Below are 22,789 nucleotides of genomic sequence, written 5' to 3'. Positions count from 1 at the left end.
TCCAGGTAGGTTCATCCTGGACGGGGTGCTGCTTACTTGGAGGACGTTGTGCGAATCTCGGCCGAAGAACTACTCACTGCGGTACTCGATCCCGAGAGCTTCGTCTCTTGGGACTCCCCGCCCGTCGACGTCGGACCTGGCCCGAAATACGCAGAAGACCTGGCGAAGGCCCGCGAAAAGAGCGGAGTTGACGAGTCCGTCGTCACCGGTGTCGGTACGGTTCGGGGCCGTCGAGTCGCGGTAATTGCCTGTGAATTCAGCTTTCTCGCCGGTTCCATCGGAGTCGCCGCGGCCGAGCGGATCGTGACCGCCGTCGAACGTGCTACGGCAGAACAACTCCCGCTGCTCGCCTCGCCCACCTCCGGCGGAACGCGGATGCAGGAGGGCACCGTCGCCTTCGTTCAGATGGTGAAGATCGCTGCGGCAGTGGCTGTTCACAAAGCGGCACACCTGCCCTACCTGGTATACCTGCGCAATCCCACCACCGGCGGGGTCTTTGCCTCGTGGGGATCCCTCGGCCACATCACCGTCGCGGAACCCGGTGCTCTGGTGGGATTCCTCGGACCCCGTGTCTACGAATCGCTGTACGGCGAAAAGTTTCCCGACGGTATCCAGACGTCCGAAAACTTGTATCGCAACGGCGTTATCGACGGCGTCGTACCCGTCGACCGCCTCCGTCTGCTGGTCAATCGAGCGTTGTGCGTGCTCACCGATCCCCCGGCCCCGGCGGCCACGGACCCGATTCCCTCACCCGAGATTCCCGATGTTCCCGCCTGGCAGTCGGTGATGCTCTCGCGCCGGGCCGATCGACCCGGCATCCGGCAGTTGCTCCGCCATGCCGCAACTGAACAGGTACCGCTCAGCGGCACCGGGCAGGGTGAAACCGACAAGACGATCTTGCTCTCGCTCGCCCGCTTCCGAGGCTTTCCGTGCATCCTGCTCGGCCAGGACCGCAGTGGCCAATCCGCGCTCACCACGATGGGACCGGCCGCGCTCAGGGAAGCGCGACGGGGCATGAAACTTGCCGAAGAACTACAACTCCCGCTTGTCCTCGTGATCGACACTTTGGGCGCGTCGCTGTCCAAAGAAGCTGAAGAACGTGGACTGGCCCCTGAGATCGCCCGTTGCATCGCCGACCTCGTGACGCTGAAGACCCCGACAGTGTCGGTGTTGCTCGGTCAGGGAACAGGCGGCGGGGCGCTCGCGCTGCTGCCCGCCGATCGGGTACTCGCGGCACAGAACGGGTGGCTCGCTCCCCTGCCGCCGGAAGGCGCAAGCGCGATCGTACATCGCGACATCAGTCACGCACCGGAGATGGCGGCAGCGCAGGGCATTCGTTCGTTGGATCTGCTTCGAGACGGCGTAATCGACGCGATCATTCCCGAAACGCCTGACGCGGCCGACGAACCCGTGGAATTCTCCAAGAGGGTAGGGGCTGCGATAGCGCACGAACTCTTCGTGCTTGCCGAAGAGTCGGACACCGATCGCCAGTCCTCCCGTATCGCGCGCTATCGAAACCTGGGAGTTCCGCAATGACGACGAAGGACCGGAATGCGCTGACGCTGCCGCACAGTTACGACCGCGCGGCACTCGCTCGTTTCGAATTGTTCCTGTTCGCCGGCGTCGCGACCGTGTTGATCACCCGCGCTTATCTGGCGGCAACGGGCTATCCCCAGATCGGGGGCGGCGCCCTCCATATCGCACACGTTCTCTGGGGCGGATTGCTGATGGCCGTCGCCATCGTCGCGACCGCCATCACCGAAGGCTCTCGCACGCGTGACCTGGCCACGCTCGTCGGCGGAATCGGATTCGGTCTCTTCATCGACGAGGTCGGAAAATTCGTCACCGCCGACGTCGATTACTTCTACCAACCTGCCATCGCGATCATGTACGTCGTCTTCGTTCTCTTCTATCTTGCCGCGCGCGAGGTGGTGATTCGGCGCGGAATGAATGATCGTCATCGGCTCGCCATCGGGGCGCGAGCGCTCTCGGACCTCGCTCTCGGTCAGCTCGACGAGATCCAGTACAACCACGCCCTCCGCGTACTCGACGGCGTCGAAGACCGCAGCCTCACCGACCTCGTCGATTCGATCAAAGCCGGCCTGCATTCACAGACTCCGCCGACCGGCGGTATCGAATCGAAGATCACTCGTGGCCGCAACGCGTTCTTCCACCGTGCTGAGGAACTGCTCCGGCACCGTGTCGTCCGCCGACTGGTACTGACCCTGTTCGTACTGCAGGCTCTTCTGGCGATTGTCCAGGTGATCTACGCGTTGGTTTCCGAGAACGTCGTCGAGGCCGACGACGTCTCCGACCTGGTGGTCCAGATCTCCACCGTCGCAACCGGAGTTCTTGTGGTCCTGGGAGTGTGGTTCCTCTTCCGCGGTCCGTACCTGCGAGCCCTGAGACTCCTGCGTGCATCCCTCATCGTGAGCCTTCTGGTGACGCAGGTCTATCTGTTCACGCAGGACCAGTTCGGCGCGCTTTTCGGTTTCGCAGTGTCACTGTTCATGCTCGCGACTCTTCGCATCGCGATTCGAAGCGAAGAGGCCGCCGCGGCTCTACCGCAGTAATTCTCTACCGCAGCGAGATCGCCGGCCGACTCGGTAGATCGCGGATCCCGCGGAGCGGGCTGAAGAGCAGGACCAATCCACACGGCGCGATCAGGCAGGCCATGATCCACATCGTCCCGCGCGGTCCCACCGCGTCGCCGAGGTAGCCTGCCGTCAGCGCACCGAGCGGAATGCTGCTGTGCAGCAGGAACATACTCGTTGCCACTACTCGTCCGAGGCGGTCCGGCGGACAGTAACTTTGACGGAAACTGCCGAGCACCACGTTGCACGACACGACACCCGCAACCATCACCATGCCGCCGATGCAGAACCAGAACAGGCCGGCACCGTACGTCGTCAGAGGCGCCAACAGGATGAACGGTCCCGTTACCAACTGACAGATGAGAACGCTTCGGGCAGTGCCGAATCTGCGGCCGAGCGGGCGCGCGATCATCGATCCGACAATTCCGCCCACCCCGACAATCGCCAAGAGAAGCCCGAGTCCGAACTCCCCCACACCAACCGTCTTTTCCAAGAACACGATCTGAATCGTGGTGTACCCGGTGAGACCGAAATTGAGCAGAGTGCCGTAGACGACGATCGACCGCAGATACGGATCACCGGCGACGAATCGCAGTCCGAGCGCAATCTGCCGTCGCAACGGTTCTCGCTGATTCTGTCCGCGATGGACGGTCTCCTGCACACGAATCAGCCAGATGCATACGAAGCAGAAGGCGAACGTGAACGCGTCGACAACCAGACCGGCCGCAAGCCCGACAGTTGCAACCACCAGCCCACCGACGCTTGGGCCGATCACCCGAGTTGCGGCCTCGGCGCCCTGAATCTTCGAGTTCCCTTCGACAAGATCCGCTTCGGCGAGCACCGTGGGGAGATACGAGTGATAGGCCGCCTGGAAGAAGACCGTGGCTGTACCGGTGAGCAGCGCGACCAGGAGCAGGTGGCCGTATGTCATCGCCTCCAGGAAGCCGGCGATCGCGAGGCTCGCGAAGAGCAGCGCGCACGCAGCGTTCGCGATCATCATGATCGGACGCCGTGGCAGCCGGTCGATCCAGGCACCGGCAGGTAGTCCGACGATCAACCACGGCAACCACACTGCCGATGCCAGCACACCGATCTGGAAGCTACTCGCGTCCAGTTCGCGAAGCGCGACCAGCGGCAGTACGACGGTCGTGACACCGTTTCCGATACCGCTGACTGCGTCGCCGGTCCACAGCAGTCGGAAGTCACGCAGAGCGAGTACTCCCCAGAAGCCTGCGCGTTGCGCTGCACCTGTCACATCGATCCCCCTTTCCGTCCCTGGCTTATCCCACCCCTACGCGCCACTGGCCGACGGGACAGGCCCGCCCGGCGCAAAGGGACGGTACCCGCACCGCTACTGAGGCGCACCGCACTGACGGTGACCTAAGGTGTTTCAGGTCACCGGTAAGCGAAGTTCACGAGAGGACACACGTCGATGAGCTCTTCCGAGCAGGCGTCCCACACCACGTATGCCGACGCATATCGCGAGAGCATGGATCAGCCGGAGAAGTTCTGGCTCGACGCTGCGCGTGCCGTCGACTGGGATGTCGCCCCCACGAAGGCTCTCGACGATTCTGCCGCGCCGATCTATCGCTGGTTCCCGGATGCTTCGCTCAACACCAGCTTCAATGCCCTCGATCGGCACGTCCGCGACGGCCGCGGCGATCAGACCGCGCTGATCTTCGACTCCGCGATGGTCCCAGCCAAGACGACCTACACCTACGCCGAATTGCTCGAGCAGGTCTCACTCTTCGCCGGCGTCTTGAAAGATCAGGGTGTGGTGGCGGGCGACCGCGTGATCATCTACATGCCGATGATCCCCGAGGCCGCGATCGCGATGCTCGCGTGTGCGCGAATCGGCGCGGTGCATTCGGTGGTGTTCGGCGGCTTTGCGGCCAAGGAACTCGCAACCCGTATCGACGACGCCGGTCCAGTGGTGCTCGTGACGGCGTCCGGCGGCCTCGAACCCGGACGAACAATCGAGTACCTGCCGATGGTCGAGAAGGCTCTGCAACTGTCCGCCACGCCCGCGCACACCGTGATCGTGAAGAATCGCGAGCAGATTCCCGGCGCAGCTGCCGACTACAAGTCAAGTGCCGCAGCCTGGTTCGACTGGGACGAGCTGATCGCTGATGCAACTCCTGCCGACCCGGTGTCGGTCGCCGCGACGGATCCGCTCTACATTCTCTACACCTCGGGAACGACCGGTAAGCCCAAGGGCGTCGTCCGGGACAACGGTGGCCATGCCGTTGCCCTGACGTGGACGATGAAGAATCTCTACGACATCAGCCCCGGCCAGGTCTGGTGGACCGCCTCAGACGTCGGTTGGGTGGTCGGCCACTCCTACATCGTCTACGGGCCATTGCTCGCCGGAGCTACGACGGTCATGTACGAAGGCAAGCCCGTCGGGACCCCCGATGCAGGTGCATTCTGGCGCATCATTTCCGAATACAAAGTGTCGGCACTCTTCACCGCTCCGACAGCGATCCGCGCGGTCCGCAAGGCCGACCCGGATGCAAAAGAGCTTGCCAAGTACGACATCTCGTCGCTCGACACACTGTTCGCGGCCGGCGAGCGCTTGGATCCCGACACCTACGAGTGGGCTACTCGGATTCTCGATCGCCCGGTGGTCGATCACTGGTGGCAGACCGAAACCGGTTGGGCCATCTGCGCGAACCTGCGCGGCCTCGAACCGATGGAGATCAAAGCAGGCTCACCCACCGTCGCCTGCCCCGGATACCGCGTCGAAATCGTCGACGGCAAGGGCGAACTCGTGGGTCCGGGCACCGAGGGCAACATCGTGATCGGCCTGCCGCTTCCTCCCGGAACACTCGCCGGACTGTGGCGTGACGAGGACCGGTACGTGAAGTCCTACCTGTCGACTTTCGACGGCTATTACCTCACCGGCGACTCCGGATACATCGACGAGGACAACTACGTCTTCGTGCTCGGACGAAGTGACGACGTGATCAACGTTGCCGGACATCGCCTTTCGACCGGAAGCATGGAGGCCGTCGTCGCCGGCCACCCGGCTGTCGCCGAATGCGCGGTCATCGGCATTCACGACGAACTCAAGGGGCAACGCCCCAGCGGCTACGTCGTGCTCAAGTCCGGCGTCGACATCGATCCCGAAACACTCCGACAGGAACTGGTCGCCCGGGTGCGAGACCAGATCGGTGCCGTCGCCACGTTCCGGGACGTCACCGTCGTCGCTGCACTACCGAAGACTCGTTCCGGCAAGATCCTCCGCAAGACCATGCGGCAGATTGCCGACAACGAGGAGTACACGGTCCCGTCGACCATCGAGGACGCGAGCGTACTGGACGAGTTGTCCAAACTCCTTCGCGGATAAGGATTCAGAGAATTCCCCTGCCTGGCTCGCATCGAACGTAGCAGTATGAACACGTTCCAGTTTTCAACGATTCAGACGGGCAGGGGAAGTTCGATGGGCAATTTGGACGGTCAGGTCGCATTCATCACCGGAGCGGCGCGCGGTCAAGGGCGCGCACATGCCGTCAAGCTCGCGTCCGAGGGCGCGGACATCATCGCGGTGGATCTGTGCGCGCCGGTCGCAACAGCGGGGTACGACATGGCCACCGAAGCCGACCTCGCCCAGACCGTCGCCCTGGTCGAAGCTCAGGGCCGGCGCATCGTCGCGTCCGTCGCGGACACTCGCGACCTCGATGCCCTGAAATCAGCGGTCGACGCCGGAGTCGAGAAGCTCGGCCGACTGGACATCGTGATCGCCAACGCGGGAATCGCGGCGTCGGCTAAATTGTCCTGGGACCTGAGCGCCGAAGAGTTCCGCGAGCTGATGGACATCAACGTCACCGGCGTTTGGTTGACGACCAAGGTGTCGATTCCGCACATCATGAACGGCAATCGAGGTGGATCCGTCGTGTTGATCAGCTCGATGGCCGGGCTTCGAGGCGTGCCGGGTATCGCACACTATTCCGCGTCGAAGCACGCCGTTCGGGGGTTGGCGAAGTCTCTGGCCAACGAACTCGGCTGGGCGGACATTCGGGTCAACTCTGTACACCCGGGCAATGTGCGAACGACGATGATCGACAACGAACCGATGGTTCGTGCGTTCCGTCCAGACTTGGAGAATCCTGTCCTCGCCGATACCGCTCCGATCATGTCGAAGCTGAATCTGCTTCCCCACCCATGGGTCGACCCCGAAGTGATTGCGGATGCGGTGTTCTATCTGGTGGGGCCGGCCGGGCGCGGGATCACCGGCATTGCGTTGCCGATCGATCTCGGCACCTCGGAAAAATTCGCCGGCGGCTGAAGGCCCGAACTGATGCAGAATTGCCTCTGCCGGATGGGTCTCGAGCACCATCCGGCAGAGGCAATTCCGGCTTGATCAAGCCTTCGTAGCAACAGAACAAGTAGTCGACAACCTCATAGGCGCTCCTCGTCTGGCGTGGGAAAAACCGTTGTGGGATGCGCAACAAACCCAAGACCCAGCGTAGAAGCATTTGGCCGCAAACGCGCGTCATTCGGCACTATTTTTTTGGATTCGGGCATACTGGACAACGCTCCCACCACGTATTATGGACCCGAGTTCACACTTACAGGGGGTAGGCACAGTGACGGTCAAATACGCCGTAATGGACCCGATTCACGGAAAAGTCGAGATCTCGTTCGATGTCGACACGGGGGTCGTCGACGTCCGAAACGGCAACTCACACGCTCTGTTGACGCGTCGAGTCGATGCCCCGCGCCGCGAAGGCACACCCATCGGAACGCGCGCCGCCGCCGACTTGTTCTTCACTGTCGGTGGCGACGAAGTCGAACTCACTGTCGGCAAAGGGTTTCTGTCCCGTCGCTCGTACTCTGTCTCGGCACTCGTCGACGGCGTGAGTTTGAACTTCGCCCCAGTCGACGACGCGAACAGTGCATTCACCCGCGACGGATTGCGGATCGGGCACTTCTCCAAGAACGAGGAATCCGATCCCAGACAGACCGACGCAGTCTGGTCGAGCACGCCGAGCACCGACGAACTTGTCATCGGATACGCCCTGGCCGAAGCCTTCGATTGTGGAGCACTCAACGGGGCTTTTGCGTTGATCGAATCACTGGTGCTCGGCGGCGGATAGAGACCACTCAGAGCAGGTGGATTACCAGCAGAACAACGGCAATAGCTGGGAAAAGCACCTGCACGACGGCTGCGCGGGCTTTGTCGGGAGACGAGAGAATCAGCACCAGTCCCGCGGCAACCATCGATCCTGTGCCTGCCAGGACGAGGGCAATTCCGACCGACGCGGAGCCGGTCGCCGCAATCACGATGCCGACCGCCGACACGATCGCCAGGAAAAGGTTGTAAAAGCCCTGGTTGAAGGCGAGCGGCTGCGTGGTGATCGCCTCTTCCTCGGACTTCACGCCGAACGTGGCGCGGGTCTTCGGGGCCGTCCAGAGAATCGATTCGAGGACAAAAATGTACACGTGCACTGCTGCGGCCAGTCCCGCGAAGATGTAGCCGGCGACGTTCATCGGTGAGCTCCTGTTGCTTCGAGTGAATTCTGTATCGTTCGGTCCAATATATACTGGACCGAACGATACAGAAAGAGCGAGGCTTTGATGGGCAGATCACAAGAATTCGACACAACAGCCGTGGTCGCTGCCGCGTTGGACGTTTTCTGGGCACGCGGATACGAAGGCGCCTCACTCGGCGACCTCGAATCCGCGACGGGGCTGAGTCGGTCAAGTCTCTACAACTCGTTCACCAACAAGCGCGGATTGTTCGACGCCGCCGTGCAGATGTACCTCGAACATGTCATCCGGCCACGTCTGCGCGGCCTCACGACAAATCCCGGGGCAGACGCCGTCGACGACTACCTTTACTCGCTTGAGCACGCGATCGGCACCATGACCGCCGACTCGCCTCGGCGCGGTTGCCTACTTCTCAATACGGCTGCCGGACTCGGCGCGCACGACGATGCGGTGGCAGCCGTGATCCGCGCCTATCGGCAAGAACTTGCCGTTGCAATTCGCAGCGGGCTACAAGCCACATTTCCGACCGAGACAGACGCCACGCTCTCAGACCGCACTCGAATCCTTCTCTCCTGCACAGTAAGTGCACTGGTCCTCGCGCGAGTTGACACCGAAGAGGCGATCGCAACTCTGGAATCTGCGCGCCGCCTGAACGAAGAGTGGCAGAGCCGGAACACGTAGGCCGTAACCGCACTGTCCGAGTGGGCATTCCGCGAAGTAGGGTTTCATCGATTGGAACTCGCACACTCGATCCACAACCCACGATCGTGCCGAGTCGCCACCAAAGCAGGCTTCAGCGAAGAAGGTGTTCGACGAGGCTCCGCCAGGCACGCCGACGGCTGGCACGACATGCATGTCCACGCCCGACTACGTAGCGATCAGCCTTCGGCACCGACCCGCGCCGCGAGCGCAAGTGTCTGATCCACTAATTCCGCAACTCGCTGCGGCGCGACCGGTTCGAGGTCGAACAGAATTCGGTAGATGATCGGTGCAACCACTTGGTCCACTACCGAATCACCATCCACGTCAGCAGCTTCCGGCCAACGAGCTAGTATCACGTCGATCTGTGTCCGACAGAAAAAGGCGCACTTGAACTTCTTCGTGCCGTCCGGTGCGTGCGTCTGGTCGTCGCTCATCAGCACATCTCGCAGCGATGCGCGACCGACGGGTGCAGACATCTCCTCCAGATAGTCCTGCGCCCAGATCGTCAGATCCCCTCGGAGCGAACCCGTTTCACGCGGGTCGGCGTCCGGTCGCAATCTCTCGATCGAGACATCGGCAAAGACTTCGTTGATGTCGCCCCACCGCCGATAGATGGTCGACGGGGTCACACCCGCATCGGTTGCGATCATCGGCACCGTGATCTCTGCCCGATCACGCTGTTCCAACAACTTACGCGCCGACGCATGCACTGCCTGTTGGATGCGCGCACTGCGGCCACCGGGGCGCGGACCTGCGGACGGACTCATAAATCAATACTAACGCAAAGATGTTGCATTAGGCTACGGCCAGGCGTAGCGTCCCAAACGCAAAGTATTTGCGTTTGAAGTCTTCACCACCCGCACGGGAAGCGCTACGACAATGACAACGACCATTTCACCACCGACCGAGAGCACTTCACGCCCACGCTTGGGGCGAGGCGCCGCTTTCACACTCATCGCCGTCATCATCGCTACGTTCCTGGGCGCCTCCGCGACCCCGACACCGTTGTACGAGCACTATCAACAGTTGTGGGGATTCTCCTCGCTCGCGTCGACGCTCGTGTTCGGCATCTACGCTCTCGCATTGCTCGCCACGCTCTTGACCGCCGGATCCCTGTCCGATCACATCGGCAGGCGCCCGGTCCTGCTCGGAGCGCTCGCCTTGGAGGCGGTCTCGCTCGCCCTGTTCGCCTCGGCCGATGGTTTGACCATTCTGTTGATCGCCCGGGTCGTGCAGGGTGTTGCCACCGGCGCTGCAATCAGCGCTTTGGGTTCGGCGTTGATCGACCTCGAACGCACTCCGGGACGCGGATCGATCATCAACAGCGTTGCTCCGACGGTGGGGCTTGCCGTCGGAGCCGTGGGTTCGAGTCTCATCAGCGAGCACCTGCCCAGGCCAACCAGCACTGTCTACCTGGTCCTTCTCGTACTCGTCGTCCTCGAGATCCTCGGGGTTTGGGCCGCTCCCGAGACTTCGGGCGGACGCCCCGGAGCCTGGCAGTCGCTACGCCCCACCCTTGCTGTTCCTCGCGAGGCCCGAACCATGATTGCGCTCACCGCACCGTGCCTGATCGCGGTCTGGGCGCTGGGCGGTTTCTACCTCTCACTCGGACCGGCGCTGGCGCGCAACGCACTTGACGTTCACAGCTCGCTCATCGGTGCCATCATGGTCGCAACACTGACGGGATTCGGAGCCGCAGCGGTGCTCACCTTCCGCAAACTCGGCGGCCGAACCGTGATGCTGATCGGAACAACCGCCTTGGTGCTCGGGGTGGCCGTCACACTCATCGGTGCTGAAACATCCTCTGCAGTATTGATTCTGGTTGGTACGGCTGTTGCCGGGATCGGCTTCGGAGCAGGATTCCAGGGAACCATCCTCACTGTCATGCCGCTGGCCGAGAACCACGAACGCGCGGGGTTGTTGTCCACCGTCTACGTCATCGCATATCTGGCCAACAGCCTTCCGGCATTGCTGGCCGGCTACCTGGTCGGCAAGGTGGGGTTGGTGGATACGACGCGTGGCTACGGCGCACTCGTCATGGTTCTCGCGGCCGCCGCACTGATCGGACTGCTGGTCACCGGCGAGCGAAAGGTCGAAGCTGTCTCCGTGTCGGAGTAGGTGTCCCCCGATCGGTGGACACACCGTTCCTCCTGCACAGGGTCCCGGAAGTGGACATACGACATCGATCCGCTCCGACATAGTTGTCTTCGAGAGAGCCAACCGAACGCTCACCCGGACAAAGGACACCGACGATGACGAACCCACGCTATGTAGTTGCCGCAATCACAGCTCTGGCCGCCGGCGCCCTCACTTTGGGATTGAGCGGAATCGCCAGTGCCGGAACTCTTCCCACGACCGGCAACACCATCACGATGACGATCAGCAACGACACCGAACAGACAATTCATCTCGAAGGCGCCGACAACCCCTACGGACAGTGGATGCAGAGCCCACGCCAGTCGCTCGCGCCCCACGAGACCGAGATCGTCACGGCATACAACCAGGACCCGCGCGGCCTGACGGTCGACGTCGTCTATTCCACTCCCGGCGGCGGACAAGCCGTCTTCATGGCCAACGACTATCCGCAGTTCGACACCGACGGAACTCGCACCACCGACCCTGATCACTACTTCATCTCGAGCTACATCGACGGCTACTACCCGAACCTGAGCGTCGGGTACCACCTCAGTGCGGTGTGACTGCAGCAGTCGTCATAAGTAATCCATCTGCCTCTCAGACGCACTTGTTCTTGGACATTCGTCCGGCGCGCGGGGATTGTTGAACACAGCCCCGCACGACCAGGCACACGCCCCGCTGCCGGTGGCCCGAACATCAACGGGAGAGGGAAAACCACAGTGCGACTACCCAACCAGTTTCTGATCTACGTCAGCGATGCCGCCTCCGCAGCAGCGTTCTACGGCGAATTGTTCGACGCGAAGCCTGCGGTCCTCAGCCCTCGGTACATGACCTTCGACCTCGGCGGCGGCGTGGTCCTTGCACTGTGGAGCGGCAAGTCCCGCGACCTCGATCCCGCGACTCCGCGCAATTTCGAAGTCGGCATATTGGTCGACGGCGGGAGCAATGAGATTCGGGCGATCTACGACGAGTGGGTGGCCAAGGGAATTGAGGTCGTCGAAGAGCCAAACGAAGATGTCTTCGGTCTGACATTCGTCATTTCAGATCTGGACGGAAACCGCCTCCGCGTAGCGCCCGCAGATCACTGAGCACTCAGCCCTTGATCTCGCCGTACCGGCGCAAGGCTTCCTCACGCTCATGCGCGTGATCGACGATCGGGTCCGGGTAGTCGACCGGGCGCATCGCCTTCAACGAGTGGACGGCCTTCCCGGGAACATCGCGGAGTTCGGGAACCCACCGACGGACGTATGTGCCGTCGGGATCGAACTTCTCTCCCTGCGTGATGGGGTTGAAGACGCGGAAGAAGGGCGAAGCATCTGTGCCCGACCCTGCAGTCCACTGCCACCCGTGCTGATTGGAGGCCAAGTCACCGTCCACCAGATGCGACATGAAGAACCGTGCGCCACGCCACCACGGAATGTGTAGGTCCTTCACCAGAAAAGACGCGACGATCATTCGCACCCGATTATGCATCCAGTTCTCGGCCGCGAGTTGCCGCATGCCGGCATCCACGATCGGGAAGCCGGTCTTGCCCTCACACCAGGCCGTGAAGGCGGCGTCTGCGTCCACTCCACCGTCGTGACGTAAACGGTCGAACTTGTCGTCGTAGTTTTTCCGCGCGCTGTCGGGGCGTTGAAACAGGATGTCTGCGTAGAAGTCTCGCCACGCCAACTGGCGACGGTAAGCCTGAGCGCCGTCGCCCAGTCGCTTGGAGAGATCTGCCAACATCGTTCGCGGATGGATCGTGCCGTACTTGAGCGGAATCGACATCCGGCTCGTGGTGTCGAGGTCAGGCCGATTTCGTTCGTCGTCGTACCGGTCAAGATCGTTCTCACAGTATTCTTTCCACTGTTCGAGGGCGCCGACCTCACCGACGAAATCGCTGACGGAGGCGGATGGCGCGGGGATACTCACCCGGCGCGGGCCACCCTCCTTGTCGCTCGGATCGAACCAACGGACCGTCTGCGCATCGGTCGACGCGGGGCCCCGCCAACCGTGTTCCATCCACTGACGGAAGTACGGCGTGAACACCTTGTACGGATCACCGTCCGCCTTGGTGACGCGTCCGGGCGCCACGGCATACGGAGATCCGGTGGCGATCAACTCCACCTGCTCCGCCACGGCCGCGTCGCGCCGTCGGCCGTAGGGTCCGTAGTCGGCACTGATGTGAACTTCTTCGGCGCCAACGGATTCCGCTACACGGGGCACCACGTCCGCCGGATCACCTCGAACAACCATCAGTTTTCCGTCGAGTTGATGATCGAGCGCCGTCAAGTTGGCGAACAGTTGATCCTGACGGGGTGAGCCTGCCGGTCCGAGCAGGTTCTCGTCGAGAACGAACAAACCCAACGTCCGCCCGCCGGCATCCGACGCTGCACTCAGGGTGGGAAGGTCACCTACCCTCAGATCACGTCGAAACCAGACCACAGAGTTACTCACCCAGTCGAGCCTACCGATCAGATCCCAGAACGCATCCCACCGCACGAGCTGCAAGTTGCGCAGCTCGTTCTGCTGTCGGTTCGGAAGCGAGCCCGAGCAGTCGCTGCCGGTGCTCCTCCCCGAGCAGCAACGTGTACAACTGATCCGCACACAGCGCAGCCTTCTGGCCGTGCTGATCGATCAATATCTTCTCCAGAAAGGCAATCGACTTGGCCGGGCCGGATTCGTAGAACGCGGCGGCCAGTTCCGGGAACTGCACGGCCTCGCCGATCATCATGCGGTGCAGCGTAATCGAGTTGTCGCTGTGCAGTGCGACGACGATGTCCACTGCAGCGGCGAGCAGGTCCGACTGGTCGCCACCGGCGTTCTCGACATACGCGTGCTGACGCGAAACAGCAGCAGCGAAGACCGCGGATTTGTCGCCGAAATAGCTGTACACGGTGCGCTTGGCGACGCCGGCCGCTGTGGCAATGGCGTCGATGGTCGTTCGAGCGAACCCGACTTCTCGAAACGAGTCGACCGCAACGTCGAGAATCTCGTTGCGTCGATCAGCTCGCTCCGCGTCGCTGGTTCTCCCACGTCTGCGCGGTTGCTCCATCAAGTCCCCTACTACCGTGCCACTCAATTAATGCTACGTTGACGTTTCATTATTTCGAACACTACAGGAGCACTGCATGACCGGACAACGACTCGTCCACGTCGCCATCGCCGACGACTGGGAAGCATGCAAGCGTTTCGGTGAGTACGAGGTCTCGACGCGCGGAATCAGTTACGACGAGGCGGGATTCATCCGCGCAACCACCCCGGACGCGCTCGCTTCGGTGCTCGATCTGGTGTTCGGCGACCTCACGTTGCCACTGATCGTCGCCGTCATCGACCAAGACGCTCTGACCTCCGCAGGCATCGACGTCGAATGGGAGGCGGGAAAGCCCCGAATCCTCCGACCTCTACCGATGGACGAGGACACCGTGGTCGTCGAACTGGTCGTGGAACGCGTTGACGGGGCCTGGCCGATCCCCGACCTGACCCCGTACGCAAGCCCCGCCGGCTAGACCAGCGCAGCCTCGGGTTCGACCACGGGGGTCGACGCCTTCTTCCAGCCGGCGGCGACGCACAGCGCGATCCCGACGGCAATCCAGCACACCAGCACCAGAAGTGGCGTGGCGGCGCCATGGCCGTCGAAGAACGCCATCGAACGGACGAATGCTCCTGCGGCGCCAGGTGGGAGCAACTGCCCCAATGCACCCCAGCCTGCGGGCAACCACGCGGCAGTTGTCGCCATCCCCGAGAGTGGGTTTCCGATGAACATCATCGTGACGGCACCCAACGCGAATCCCTTCATCCCGAGCAGGGATTCGAGTCCCAGAATGGGCAGCGAGATGGCCGACATGCCCATGGTGAGTGCGAGCGCGGTGAGCAGGTAGTTTCCGTCAAAACTGTTGGTGCCGAACTGCAGAATGGCAGTCAGTGCAAAACCCGCGACAACCGCGACGCCGGCAGCGCCCAACACTCGCTTGACAATGCTGCGCGGAAACAGTTGCACGAGAACAACAGCAGGCATGATTCCACCGAACACCAAGGGCAAGGCCAATGCCGTGAGCCCAGCACCGGTCGGGTCGTCCGCAGTCAGCGGCACAACGTCTTCGACGGGCACCTGTGCCCCCGAGGCCTTCGAGAGGCCGTTGGCCACGCCGGTCAGGGTCTGGGCGATCGGGGTTCCGCCTGCAGTCGCGATCAACACGTGAGGACCGTTGGCATCAACGGCGATTCCGCCGACCACGTCGCGATTCCGAATCGCGTCACGCAGGGCGTCGGCGTCGGCGAATTCTCGAGTATCGAAGGCGCCTTGCTTACTCGCCTCGAGCGAGGTGCTGATCTGTTCGGTTGCCGCAGCTGGACCGGTGATGCCCAACTTCAGTTCGTGCGGGCCACTGTTGACCGAGGGCAGTACGAAGGCAAGCAGCATCAGCCCGATCACGGCGGACAAGCCCAACACCACAGCCACCAACTTCTTGCGGTCCCGTGCTTCAACTTCGGCGTTCATAACTACCTTCCCTAAGTGGAAGTTTTTCCTCCACTGTTTGTGGAAGATATTCCTCCGGTTATGATGAACTGTCAATACCGGAGGTGAATGTGCGAGCCGATGCACGTGAACGCAGAAACGCAATAGTCGACGCCGCACGAGCGGTGTTCACCGAGCGCGGGCACGATGCGCCCCTCGACGCAGTCGCAGAACTCGCGAAAGTGGGCATCGCCACGCTGTATCGAAACTTTCCGACGCGCGAGGACCTCGTGACCGCCGTCGCCGTCGCAACACTGACCGATGTCCGCGAGGCTGCCGACATCGCACTCACGGCAATGTCCACCGATCCCACAAACGCGTGGCACACGCTGGTGGACCGCCTCGTAGAACTGCGCCTGGGTGCGCTCATTCCCGCACTGGTGGAACGCAGTTTCACCGAGCTGGCGCCCGAAGTTCTGGCGGTGCGTGAGGTGACGAAAACGAAGATGACCGCGACGATCGGCGCCGCTCAGAGCGCCGGACTGGTTCGCGCCGATCTGCAACCGCTCGAATTCGTCATGGCTCTGGCCAAACTGACGCGCCCGCAAATCGAATTGTCCGACGAGGCCATGCCGAACCTGGTCCCGCGGTTGGTCGCGGTGTTCATGGCCGGTCTGCGTCCGGACGGTACCGACTTGCCGGTCTGATCGGCGAAACCCGACGTACCAGGCAAGGCACAATGGGGCTGTGACCGAGATACCGAAAATCCTCGTAGTCGACGACGACGCAGACGTCCTGACCTCACTCGAACGCGGATTGCGGCTCTCGGGATTCACCGTACTGACGGCAGTGGACGGCGCCGACGCGCTCCGAGTGATCTCCGACAAGCGACCGGACGCGGTAGTCCTCGACATCAACATGCCGGTGCTCGACGGCACCGGTGTGGTGACGGCGCTTCGTGCCGCCGGCAACGAAATCCCGATCTGCGTGCTCAGCGCACGCAATTCGGTCGACGATCGCATCGCCGGGCTCGAATCCGGCGCAGACGACTACATGGTCAAACCGTTTGTCCTCGCCGAACTGGTTGCCCGGATCCGCGCAATGCTCCGTCGCAGCAACACTCCGGCCGGTGATCACTCCGAGGGAACGAACACCCTGCGGGTCGGCAACCTCGACATCGACCTCTCCGGCCGGCGGGTTCGCGTCGACGGCAAGGAAGTACCGCTCACCAAACGCGAATTCGAGCTACTCGAAGTGCTCGCTCACAATTCCGGCATCGTGCTTACTCGCGAACGTCTCCTCGAACTCGTGTGGGGCTACGACTTCGTCGCCGACACCAACGTCGTGGACGTCTTCATCGGCTACCTGCGTCGAAAGTTCGAATCCGGCGGTTCACCTCGTCTGCTGCATACCGTTCGCGGCGTCGGGTTCGTGCTTCGGGAGAACCCGTGAAGCGTCGCCGCTTCTCACTACGAACTCGCGTTGCCGCGGCCGCGGCACTGGGGGCGACGTTCATCGTCATCGCACTCGGCGTGGTCGTTGCACTGGCTATCGCACGAAACAATTTGGCGCAGTTGGACCGTCGCTTGGAGACGGCATCGACGGTCATCGTGGCCAATGCGGCAACAGCGGGACCTTTTCTCGGCGCATTCGGAGACGGCGGAGCGTTCTCCGTGACCATCCGCTCCGATACCGACGGAACCGTCAAATCCAGTACCCCGACGCGACTGCCCGAATTACCGGTCGGCTCGGCGACCGTCGACGTGGACGGTACGAAGTACCGGGCTTACACCGCCGAGGCCGACGGGATCAATGCCCTGGTCTCGCTGGCGGTTCCCTATGCCGAGGCGCGGGACATCACGGTCGACCAACAGCGTCAGGTTGCGTTCTTCGGCGTCGGAGCCGTAGCGGCCGCAGCCGCGTTGGGATGGTTGTTCGGTGGCCCGGCGGTGCGCCCACTCGTGGAATTGACCCGCCGGATCGCCAGGCGAGATCCCGATCTCGCCACCGAGGTTTCCGGCATCCGTGAAGCGGACGAGCTTGCCGCAGCAGCAGAATCGATGCTCAGCGACGTCGCCCGGGCACAGGCCGCGACCAACTCGGCCCTTGCTGCCGCTCGGGACTTTGCTTCCGCCTCGGCTCACGAACTCCGAACTCCGTTGACGGCGATGCGAACCGACATCGAAGTGTTGTCCATTCACGATCTCGACCACGAGCAGCGACGTGAGATCCTCACAGATCTGGCCCGCGCACAGGGCCGCGTCGAATCGACTCTCCGCGACCTGGAGCGACTGGCGAAGGGCGAGTTGTCGACGGCTGAGGACTTCAAGGACACCGATTTGACCGAGGTATGCGACATCGCTGCCGACGATGCACGACGCCACCACCCGAGCGTCGATGTCAGCGTCGTCACGGTGGATTCCCCACTCCCCTATTGCATCCGGGCCCTTCCCGGTGGAATCCGGTTGATCCTCGACAACGCGATCACCAATGCAGTCCGCCACGGCGGCGCGAGCACGGTGCGCATCACCCTCGCGCGCCCGGTCGATTCACCGGACACCGTCACGATCACGATCGACGACAACGGTTGCGGAATACCGGCCGAGGAACGCTCGAGCGTCTTCGAACGCTTCACTCGCGGATCGACGGCAGGCAAGACGGGTTCCGGTTTGGGCCTGGCACTGGTGGCGCAGCAGGCGGCCCTGCACGGCGGACGTACGACATTTCACGACAGTCCGCTCGGCGGGGCTCGCCTGCTGGTCGAACTCAGGGATCAGCCCGGACCCGAATAGCCCCTTCAGGTCTCGATCAACTCGCCGATCCCTGACGCTGTCACTTCGATGACCCGAGCCGAGCCGATGTCGAAGAACAGTCCGGCGATACGCAGGCGACCGTCCACACGGGCCTGACCGACCAGAGGATGGCGTTCGAGAGTCTGCAATTGGACTGCAACATTGACCATTCCGAGCTGATCGACCTCCGAGAAACCCGCCTCGGCCGCAGCACGCGCCACCGGATGGCCACTCGTATATGCCTGCAAGCTCGTCTCCGCATGCCTCAACCACTCACCGACAACTCCCGCTTCCGACGAACTGTTCGTCAGGAGTGCCTGCATCGCGCCGCAACCCGAGTGTCCGCACACGATCACCGAACTGACACCCAACTCGTCGATCCCGAAGGCCAGTGCCGCTTCCACCGACGTATCGCGGCCGCCGGCAGGAACCAAGTTTCCGACGTTGCGCACAGTGAACAGGTCACCTGGGCCACTGCTCGTGATGATGTTCGGCACCACTCGCGAATCTGCGCAGGTGAGGAAAAGAGAGTCGGGATTCTGGCCGTCGCGCAACTGATCCATGTGCGGCCGTATCGCTTCGGCGCGATGGCGATGATAGTTGGACACCCCGTCGAGAATGGGTCGCAAGGCTGGCGGGCTGCTCAGATTCCTTCCCGAAGCCTGTGGTTGCCAACTACCCCACGGAGCGAGCAATCCGCGCAGGTCGGTGACTGCGGCGCCGCGCTTCGGCGGACCGGTGGTCGCGCTCTCCATACTCACCGAGCCGACTTCGTCGATGATCACCGAACCACCTGCCAACTCGTACTGCCTCGCCCACTCTTCGATGACGTCGAAGACGGCATGGTCGAGGAAGTCGACGGACAACTCGACGGTGACGTCGGACCGCGGCGGGATGCCGGCGAGTACCGAGGTGAGCTTGGGCAGCACCAGGAAGGTGCACGACCCTTCGACCAGCACCCGCCACTTCCCGGAATCCTTGTCACCCAACTCTTCTGCCGTGACCGACGCGCGGATGACCCGCCACACCAGGAGAGCGATCGCCAACGCCAATCCGATCAGCACGCCCTCGAGCAGGTTCAAGAACACGACGCCGACCACCGTGATGCCGTACACCCACAGATCACCGGTGCGTCGCGCCAACCGAATGTGCGCCAGCTTGACCAGTTGAATGCCGATGACGATCAACAGTCCGGCAAGCGCAGACTTCGGAATCTGCTGCACCAACCCGGCCAGCGCGGCCGAGAACAGCAGGATCCACAGGCCGTGCATGATCGACGACGCACGGGATTTCGCCCCGGCTTCGACATTGGTGGCGCTGCGTACGATCACACCCGTGACGGGCAGGCCGCCGATCGCCCCGGACACCATGTTCGCAGTACCTTGGCCGAGCATCTCGCGATCGAAGTTCGAGCGCGGGCCCGAGTGCATCTTGTCCACAGCCACGGCCGAGAGCAGACTCTCCACGCTGGCGATCAGTGCGATGGTCAGGATGCCGGTTGCGACTCCGAGCCACTGGCCGTCGGGCAGAGCGGGAAGTCCGATCGAGTCCAGCAGGGACCCGTCGAGAGCAATACGTTCGACGTCGATCGGCAGCAGGAGCGAAGCGAGAGTTGCCAATACGATGCCGACCAATGCCGCCGGCACCTTCCGGACGCCCGCGGGGAGATAGCGCCACCCGAGAAGAGTGGCGATGACAACGAGTCCGATCATCAAGTCCTCGACGTGCAGGGCACCGATCTGTGCGGGCAACTGCCGTAGATTGTCCAGCGCCGAACTGGCCGAGCTTCCGCCCAACAACACGTGAACCTGTTGTAGCGCAATGGTGATGCCGATACCGGCGAGCATCGCATGCACCACCACCGGCGCAATAGCCAGTGCCGCACGGGCAATTCGGCTGAGCCCGAACACGATCTGCAGAATTCCGGCGCCGACGGTGATCAGGCAGGTGACTTTCCACCCGAACTTGCCGATCAGTTCGGCGACCACCACGGTCAGGCCGGCTGCGGGACCACTGACTTGCAGCGGTGAACCTCCCACCGCTCCGGCCACTACTCCGCCGACGATGGCGGCGATCAGACCTGCCATGATCGGTGCCCCGGAGGCGATAGCAATTCCCAAGGACAGGGGAAGCGCCACCAGGAAGACGACCAGCGACGCCGGCACGTCGTATCTGATCAGTTGCTCGAGATAACGCCGGCTTCCACCACCCGGCGGAGACGAATCCCCCACGACGGCTTCGTCTGCGGATGATTGTGCGTGCACTACGGACTGCGTCGACATAGATCTCCTCGCCGGACCCCGGATCCGGCTGCTGGGCAACATGTTCGAAGCGAATCGGCGATCGGTATCGCCGATCGACTGTGACCATGGTAACCGCGATTCCTTACCGTTCCCTTAGATGCGAACCCAGACGTGGTCGACGTCACCGCCGCCCGGCACTGTGACTCGAACCTGAACGTCGGTCCAGAAGAGCGATCGAATTGCTCTAACCCGCAAGCATTTTCGTACGGGTCGCCCGAGTGTTCAGCACACCTGAATGCCGTCGGCGATAATGGTCGGGAGTAAATGCTCAACCACAACGATGTGAAGGCAGGCACCATGTCCGATCAGTACGTCGCCGCGCAGGACCGCTACGAAGCCATGCCCTACCGCCGAACCGGTCGGAGCGGTCTCAAACTCCCGGCGATCTCGCTCGGGCTCTGGCACAACTTCGGCGACGACGTACCGATCGAGAACCAGCGCGCAGTCCTGCGGCGGGCATTCGACCTCGGAATCACGCACTTCGATCTGGCCAACAACTACGGGCCGCCGTACGGAAGCGCCGAGACGAACTTCGGCAGGATCCTGCGTGAGGATTTCTCTTCGTACCGCGAGGAATTGGTCATCTCGTCGAAGGCCGGGTGGGACATGTGGCCCGGTCCTTACGGGTTCGGCGGTTCGCGCAAGTACTTGCTGTCATCCCTCGACCAGTCGCTCGGCCGACTCGGAGTCGATTACGTCGACATCTTCTACAGCCATCGCCCCGACGCCGAGACTCCGATCGACGAGACCGCAGGCGCGCTGATCAGTGCCGTTCAGCAGGGCAAGGCGCTGTACGCGGGTATCAGTTCGTATTCGCCGGAGCGCACCCGTGAAATCGCCGCACTGCTCGCCGCTGCGGGGGTCCCTTTGTTGATCCACCAGCCGAGCTATTCGATGCTGAATCGGTGGATCGAGCAGGACCTGCTTTCGGCTGTCGACGATCTCGGCGTGGGCGTCATCGCGTTCTCGCCGCTCGCGCAAGGCATGCTCACCGACCGGTATCTGAACGGCGTCCCCGAGAATTCTCGCGCCGCCCAAGGTAAGTCACTCGATCCGTCGTGGTTGACCGACGACGCTCTCACCCACATCCGCGCGCTCAACGACATCGCGGCAGACCGCGGCCAGTCGCTGGCTCAGCTGGCACTGAGCTGGGCACTCCGCGATTCGCGGGTCACCTCGGTATTGATCGGTGCATCCAGCGTCGCCCAACTCGAAGCCAACGTCGGCGCGCTCGACAATCTCGAATTCAGCACAGCCGAACTGGCCTCCATAGATCAGCACGCAAAGGACAGCGGCATCAATCTGTGGGCAGAGGCCAGTTCGATCTGAGCGATCACCTGCGCTAGAGCTGAGGCAACTCCACGTTCACGTGCTCGCCCTCTTCGAATACGGCCGAAGCAGGCCCGACGATCAAGGGATCCGGAGTACCGACTGCCCGGTGATCCTTGTTGGGATAGTCGAAGCTGGCGAGCACGTGACGCATCGCTTCGAGGCGGGCGCGCTTCTTGTCGTTGCTCTTGATCACCGTCCAGGGCGCATCCCCGGTATCGGTGTAGAAGAACATCGCTTCCTTGGCCTGCGTGTAGTCGTCCCACTTGTCGAGCGAAGCCAGATCAGTCGGTGAGAGCTTCCACTGACGCACCGGGTCTGTTCGACGGGCTGCGAATCGCGCCAACTGCTCTTCCCGGCTGACCGAGAACCACAGCTTGTGCAGATGGATCCCGGAGTTGACGAGCATCCGCTCGAAGTCCGGGGTCTCTCTCATGAACTCGAGGTACTGAGTCGGCGTGCAGTAACCCATCACTCGTTCGACACCGGCGCGGTTGTACCAGGACCGGTCCATCATCACGATCTCGCCGCCGCTGGGTAGGTGTGCGACATACCTCTGGAAGTACCACTGCGTTCGCTCGATGTCTGTGGGCTTCTCGAGCGCGACGACCCGGGCACCACGAGGATTGAGATGCTCGGTGAACCTCTTGATCGACCCTCCCTTACCGGCAGCATCGCGACCTTCGAAGATGATGAGCACTTTCTGCCCGGTTTCCTTGACCCACAGTTGCAGCTTGAGCAACTCGATCTGCAGACGCCGCTTCTTCCGCTCGTACTCGCGGCGCGACATCTTCTTCTCGTACGGGTAGCCCTGCTTCCAGGCATCCGCGAACTCTGACGGCTCGAGTCCGCCGAGCTTGTGCTTGAGACTCGAGAGCTCGTCGATCTCGGCCGCATAGTCCTCGGTGACGGAAATTCTGGTCGACGGGGTCGGCAGGTCAGGAACCCGACCGTCCACACCGCTGGAGTCGGGGCTCATGAATACGCACTCCCTGTCGT

At 62.5% G+C, this 22,789-nt stretch carries 23 protein-coding genes; 15 read left to right on the top strand and 8 right to left on the bottom strand.

Annotated elements, in window-relative coordinates; all coding sequences use genetic code 11:
• Positions 1 to 48 precede the first annotated feature (48 nt).
• Positions 49 to 1,536, top strand: a complete 1,488-nt coding sequence (locus H351_RS10260) for an acetyl-coenzyme A carboxylase carboxyl transferase subunits beta/alpha (RefSeq protein WP_020908744.1) — start codon at positions 49 to 51, stop codon at positions 1,534 to 1,536.
• Positions 1,533 to 2,573: a hypothetical protein gene (locus H351_RS10255; protein WP_020970451.1), complete on the top strand. Its 1,041-nt coding sequence runs from the start codon at positions 1,533 to 1,535 to the stop codon at positions 2,571 to 2,573. The genes H351_RS10260 and H351_RS10255 overlap by 4 nt, the downstream gene beginning before the upstream one ends.
• A gap of 4 nt (positions 2,574 to 2,577) precedes the next feature.
• Here the strand turns inward: H351_RS10255 and H351_RS10250 are convergent, their stop codons facing one another.
• Complete coding sequence (locus H351_RS10250; RefSeq protein ID WP_029255994.1) at positions 2,578 to 3,849, bottom strand: MFS transporter; 1,272 nt, start codon at positions 3,847 to 3,849, stop codon at positions 2,578 to 2,580.
• A 177-nt stretch (positions 3,850 to 4,026) separates the two neighbouring features.
• Here H351_RS10250 and H351_RS10245 point away from each other — a divergent pair, with 177 nt between their 5' ends.
• The 3 genes from H351_RS10245 (at position 4,027) to H351_RS10235 (ending at position 7,693) form a co-directional block, all read left to right on the top strand.
• Complete coding sequence (locus tag H351_RS10245) at positions 4,027 to 5,943, top strand: propionyl-CoA synthetase (RefSeq protein ID WP_029255995.1); 1,917 nt, start codon at positions 4,027 to 4,029, stop codon at positions 5,941 to 5,943.
• A gap of 93 nt (positions 5,944 to 6,036) precedes the next feature.
• On the top strand, positions 6,037 to 6,882 hold the full coding sequence (locus H351_RS10240; RefSeq protein ID WP_029255996.1) for a mycofactocin-coupled SDR family oxidoreductase: 846 nt from the start codon (positions 6,037 to 6,039) through the stop codon (positions 6,880 to 6,882).
• A 301-nt stretch (positions 6,883 to 7,183) separates the two neighbouring features.
• Positions 7,184 to 7,693, top strand: a complete 510-nt coding sequence (locus tag H351_RS10235) for a hypothetical protein (protein ID WP_223304422.1) — start codon at positions 7,184 to 7,186, stop codon at positions 7,691 to 7,693.
• 7 nt (positions 7,694 to 7,700) lie between these two features.
• Here H351_RS10235 and H351_RS10230 read toward each other — a convergent pair whose 3' ends face one another.
• Positions 7,701 to 8,087, bottom strand: coding sequence for a DUF1304 domain-containing protein (locus H351_RS10230; RefSeq protein WP_029255997.1), 387 nt, complete (start codon positions 8,085 to 8,087; stop codon positions 7,701 to 7,703).
• Positions 8,088 to 8,174: 87 nt separating this feature from the next.
• Between H351_RS10230 and H351_RS10225 the strand changes: the two genes are divergently transcribed.
• Positions 8,175 to 8,768, top strand: a complete 594-nt coding sequence (locus H351_RS10225) for a TetR/AcrR family transcriptional regulator (protein ID WP_029255998.1) — start codon at positions 8,175 to 8,177, stop codon at positions 8,766 to 8,768.
• A 12-nt stretch (positions 8,769 to 8,780) separates the two neighbouring features.
• Positions 8,781 to 9,008: a GNAT family N-acetyltransferase gene (locus H351_RS32850; protein WP_290283637.1), complete on the top strand. Its 228-nt coding sequence runs from the start codon at positions 8,781 to 8,783 to the stop codon at positions 9,006 to 9,008.
• On the opposite strand, the gene H351_RS10220 is transcribed toward H351_RS32850, so the two are convergent.
• Positions 8,966 to 9,556: a TetR/AcrR family transcriptional regulator gene (locus H351_RS10220; RefSeq protein WP_029255999.1), complete on the bottom strand. Its 591-nt coding sequence runs from the start codon at positions 9,554 to 9,556 to the stop codon at positions 8,966 to 8,968. The two genes, H351_RS32850 and H351_RS10220, sit on opposite strands and share 43 nt — an antisense overlap.
• Before the next feature lie 112 nt (positions 9,557 to 9,668).
• Between H351_RS10220 and H351_RS10215 the strand changes: the two genes are divergently transcribed.
• From H351_RS10215 to H351_RS10205, 3 genes are all read left to right on the top strand, one after another.
• Positions 9,669 to 10,907: an MFS transporter gene (locus H351_RS10215; protein WP_020908753.1), complete on the top strand. Its 1,239-nt coding sequence runs from the start codon at positions 9,669 to 9,671 to the stop codon at positions 10,905 to 10,907.
• A 134-nt stretch (positions 10,908 to 11,041) separates the two neighbouring features.
• Positions 11,042 to 11,488 carry a hypothetical protein gene (locus H351_RS10210; protein ID WP_020970459.1) on the top strand — a complete coding sequence of 149 codons (447 nt, stop codon included), beginning with the start codon at positions 11,042 to 11,044 and terminating at the stop codon, positions 11,486 to 11,488.
• Between the two features lie 156 nt (positions 11,489 to 11,644).
• Positions 11,645 to 12,013, top strand: a complete 369-nt coding sequence (locus H351_RS10205) for a VOC family protein (protein ID WP_029256000.1) — start codon at positions 11,645 to 11,647, stop codon at positions 12,011 to 12,013.
• Between the two features lie 4 nt (positions 12,014 to 12,017).
• Here the strand turns inward: H351_RS10205 and H351_RS10200 are convergent, their stop codons facing one another.
• Both H351_RS10200 and H351_RS10195 read right to left on the bottom strand, forming a co-directional pair.
• On the bottom strand, positions 12,018 to 13,364 hold the full coding sequence (locus H351_RS10200) for a cryptochrome/photolyase family protein (protein ID WP_024487266.1): 1,347 nt from the start codon (positions 13,362 to 13,364) through the stop codon (positions 12,018 to 12,020).
• A 10-nt stretch (positions 13,365 to 13,374) separates the two neighbouring features.
• Entirely contained in the window at positions 13,375 to 13,962 is a 588-nt protein-coding gene (locus H351_RS10195; RefSeq protein WP_029256001.1) for a TetR/AcrR family transcriptional regulator, read from the bottom strand.
• A gap of 76 nt (positions 13,963 to 14,038) precedes the next feature.
• On the opposite strand from H351_RS10195, the gene H351_RS10190 reads away from it, so the two are divergent.
• Positions 14,039 to 14,416, top strand: a complete 378-nt coding sequence (locus H351_RS10190) for a DUF952 domain-containing protein (RefSeq protein WP_029256002.1) — start codon at positions 14,039 to 14,041, stop codon at positions 14,414 to 14,416.
• Here the strand turns inward: H351_RS10190 and H351_RS10185 are convergent.
• Positions 14,413 to 15,408, bottom strand: a complete 996-nt coding sequence (locus tag H351_RS10185; RefSeq protein WP_029256003.1) for a hypothetical protein — start codon at positions 15,406 to 15,408, stop codon at positions 14,413 to 14,415. The genes H351_RS10190 and H351_RS10185 overlap by 4 nt on opposite strands.
• Before the next feature lie 89 nt (positions 15,409 to 15,497).
• Here H351_RS10185 and H351_RS10180 point away from each other — a divergent pair, with 89 nt between their 5' ends.
• Genes H351_RS10180 through H351_RS10170 form a run of 3 tightly spaced genes read left to right on the top strand, consistent with a single transcriptional unit; the run spans position 15,498 to position 18,158 of the window.
• Positions 15,498 to 16,073, top strand: coding sequence for a TetR/AcrR family transcriptional regulator (locus tag H351_RS10180; RefSeq protein ID WP_029256004.1), 576 nt, complete (start codon positions 15,498 to 15,500; stop codon positions 16,071 to 16,073).
• Between the two features lie 40 nt (positions 16,074 to 16,113).
• The gene (locus H351_RS10175; protein WP_003939853.1) at positions 16,114 to 16,818 is read left to right on the top strand and encodes a response regulator transcription factor; all 705 of its coding nucleotides are present in this window, start codon (positions 16,114 to 16,116) and stop codon (positions 16,816 to 16,818) included.
• Complete coding sequence (locus H351_RS10170) at positions 16,815 to 18,158, top strand: sensor histidine kinase (RefSeq protein ID WP_020908761.1); 1,344 nt, start codon at positions 16,815 to 16,817, stop codon at positions 18,156 to 18,158. Before H351_RS10175 ends, H351_RS10170 begins: the two co-directional genes overlap by 4 nt.
• A 5-nt stretch (positions 18,159 to 18,163) precedes the next feature.
• Here the strand turns inward: H351_RS10170 and H351_RS10165 are convergent, their stop codons facing one another.
• Positions 18,164 to 20,440, bottom strand: a complete 2,277-nt coding sequence (locus H351_RS10165) for a SulP family inorganic anion transporter (RefSeq protein WP_020908762.1) — start codon at positions 20,438 to 20,440, stop codon at positions 18,164 to 18,166.
• A 318-nt stretch (positions 20,441 to 20,758) separates the two neighbouring features.
• On the opposite strand from H351_RS10165, the gene mgrA reads away from it, so the two are divergent.
• Positions 20,759 to 21,790 (top strand): L-glyceraldehyde 3-phosphate reductase, encoded by a 1,032-nt coding sequence (mgrA, locus tag H351_RS10160; protein ID WP_020908763.1) that lies wholly within the window; start codon positions 20,759 to 20,761, stop codon positions 21,788 to 21,790.
• 13 nt (positions 21,791 to 21,803) lie between these two features.
• On the opposite strand, the gene ppk2 is transcribed toward mgrA, so the two are convergent.
• Positions 21,804 to 22,769, bottom strand: a complete 966-nt coding sequence (ppk2, locus tag H351_RS10155) for a polyphosphate kinase 2 (RefSeq protein WP_020970466.1) — start codon at positions 22,767 to 22,769, stop codon at positions 21,804 to 21,806.
• Positions 22,770 to 22,789: the final 20 nt, after the last annotated feature.

The sequence above is a fragment of the Rhodococcus erythropolis R138 genome, assembly GCF_000696675.2.
Taxonomy (GTDB): domain Bacteria; phylum Actinomycetota; class Actinomycetes; order Mycobacteriales; family Mycobacteriaceae; genus Rhodococcus_F; species Rhodococcus_F erythropolis.
Note: the sequence above shows the minus strand (reverse complement) of the source record. Positions and strands in the feature narration are given on the sequence as shown.

Coding starts and splice junctions, on each gene's coding strand:
- H351_RS10255 (WP_020970451.1), top strand. CDS start 1,533: ATGACGACGAAGGACCGGAATGCGCTGACGCTGCCGCACAGTTACGAC.
- H351_RS10245 (WP_029255995.1), top strand. CDS start 4,027: ATGAGCTCTTCCGAGCAGGCGTCCCACACCACGTATGCCGACGCATAT.
- H351_RS10240 (WP_029255996.1), top strand. CDS start 6,037: ATGGGCAATTTGGACGGTCAGGTCGCATTCATCACCGGAGCGGCGCGC.
- H351_RS10230 (WP_029255997.1), bottom strand. CDS start 8,087: ATGAACGTCGCCGGCTACATCTTCGCGGGACTGGCCGCAGCAGTGCAC.
- H351_RS10225 (WP_029255998.1), top strand. CDS start 8,175: ATGGGCAGATCACAAGAATTCGACACAACAGCCGTGGTCGCTGCCGCG.
- H351_RS10220 (WP_029255999.1), bottom strand. CDS start 9,556: ATGAGTCCGTCCGCAGGTCCGCGCCCCGGTGGCCGCAGTGCGCGCATC.
- H351_RS10215 (WP_020908753.1), top strand. CDS start 9,669: ATGACAACGACCATTTCACCACCGACCGAGAGCACTTCACGCCCACGC.
- H351_RS10210 (WP_020970459.1), top strand. CDS start 11,042: ATGACGAACCCACGCTATGTAGTTGCCGCAATCACAGCTCTGGCCGCC.
- H351_RS10195 (WP_029256001.1), bottom strand. CDS start 13,962: ATGGAGCAACCGCGCAGACGTGGGAGAACCAGCGACGCGGAGCGAGCT.
- H351_RS10190 (WP_029256002.1), top strand. CDS start 14,039: ATGACCGGACAACGACTCGTCCACGTCGCCATCGCCGACGACTGGGAA.
- H351_RS10185 (WP_029256003.1), bottom strand. CDS start 15,408: ATGAACGCCGAAGTTGAAGCACGGGACCGCAAGAAGTTGGTGGCTGTG.
- H351_RS10165 (WP_020908762.1), bottom strand. CDS start 20,440: ATGTCGACGCAGTCCGTAGTGCACGCACAATCATCCGCAGACGAAGCC.
- mgrA (WP_020908763.1), top strand. CDS start 20,759: ATGTCCGATCAGTACGTCGCCGCGCAGGACCGCTACGAAGCCATGCCC.
- ppk2 (WP_020970466.1), bottom strand. CDS start 22,769: ATGAGCCCCGACTCCAGCGGTGTGGACGGTCGGGTTCCTGACCTGCCG.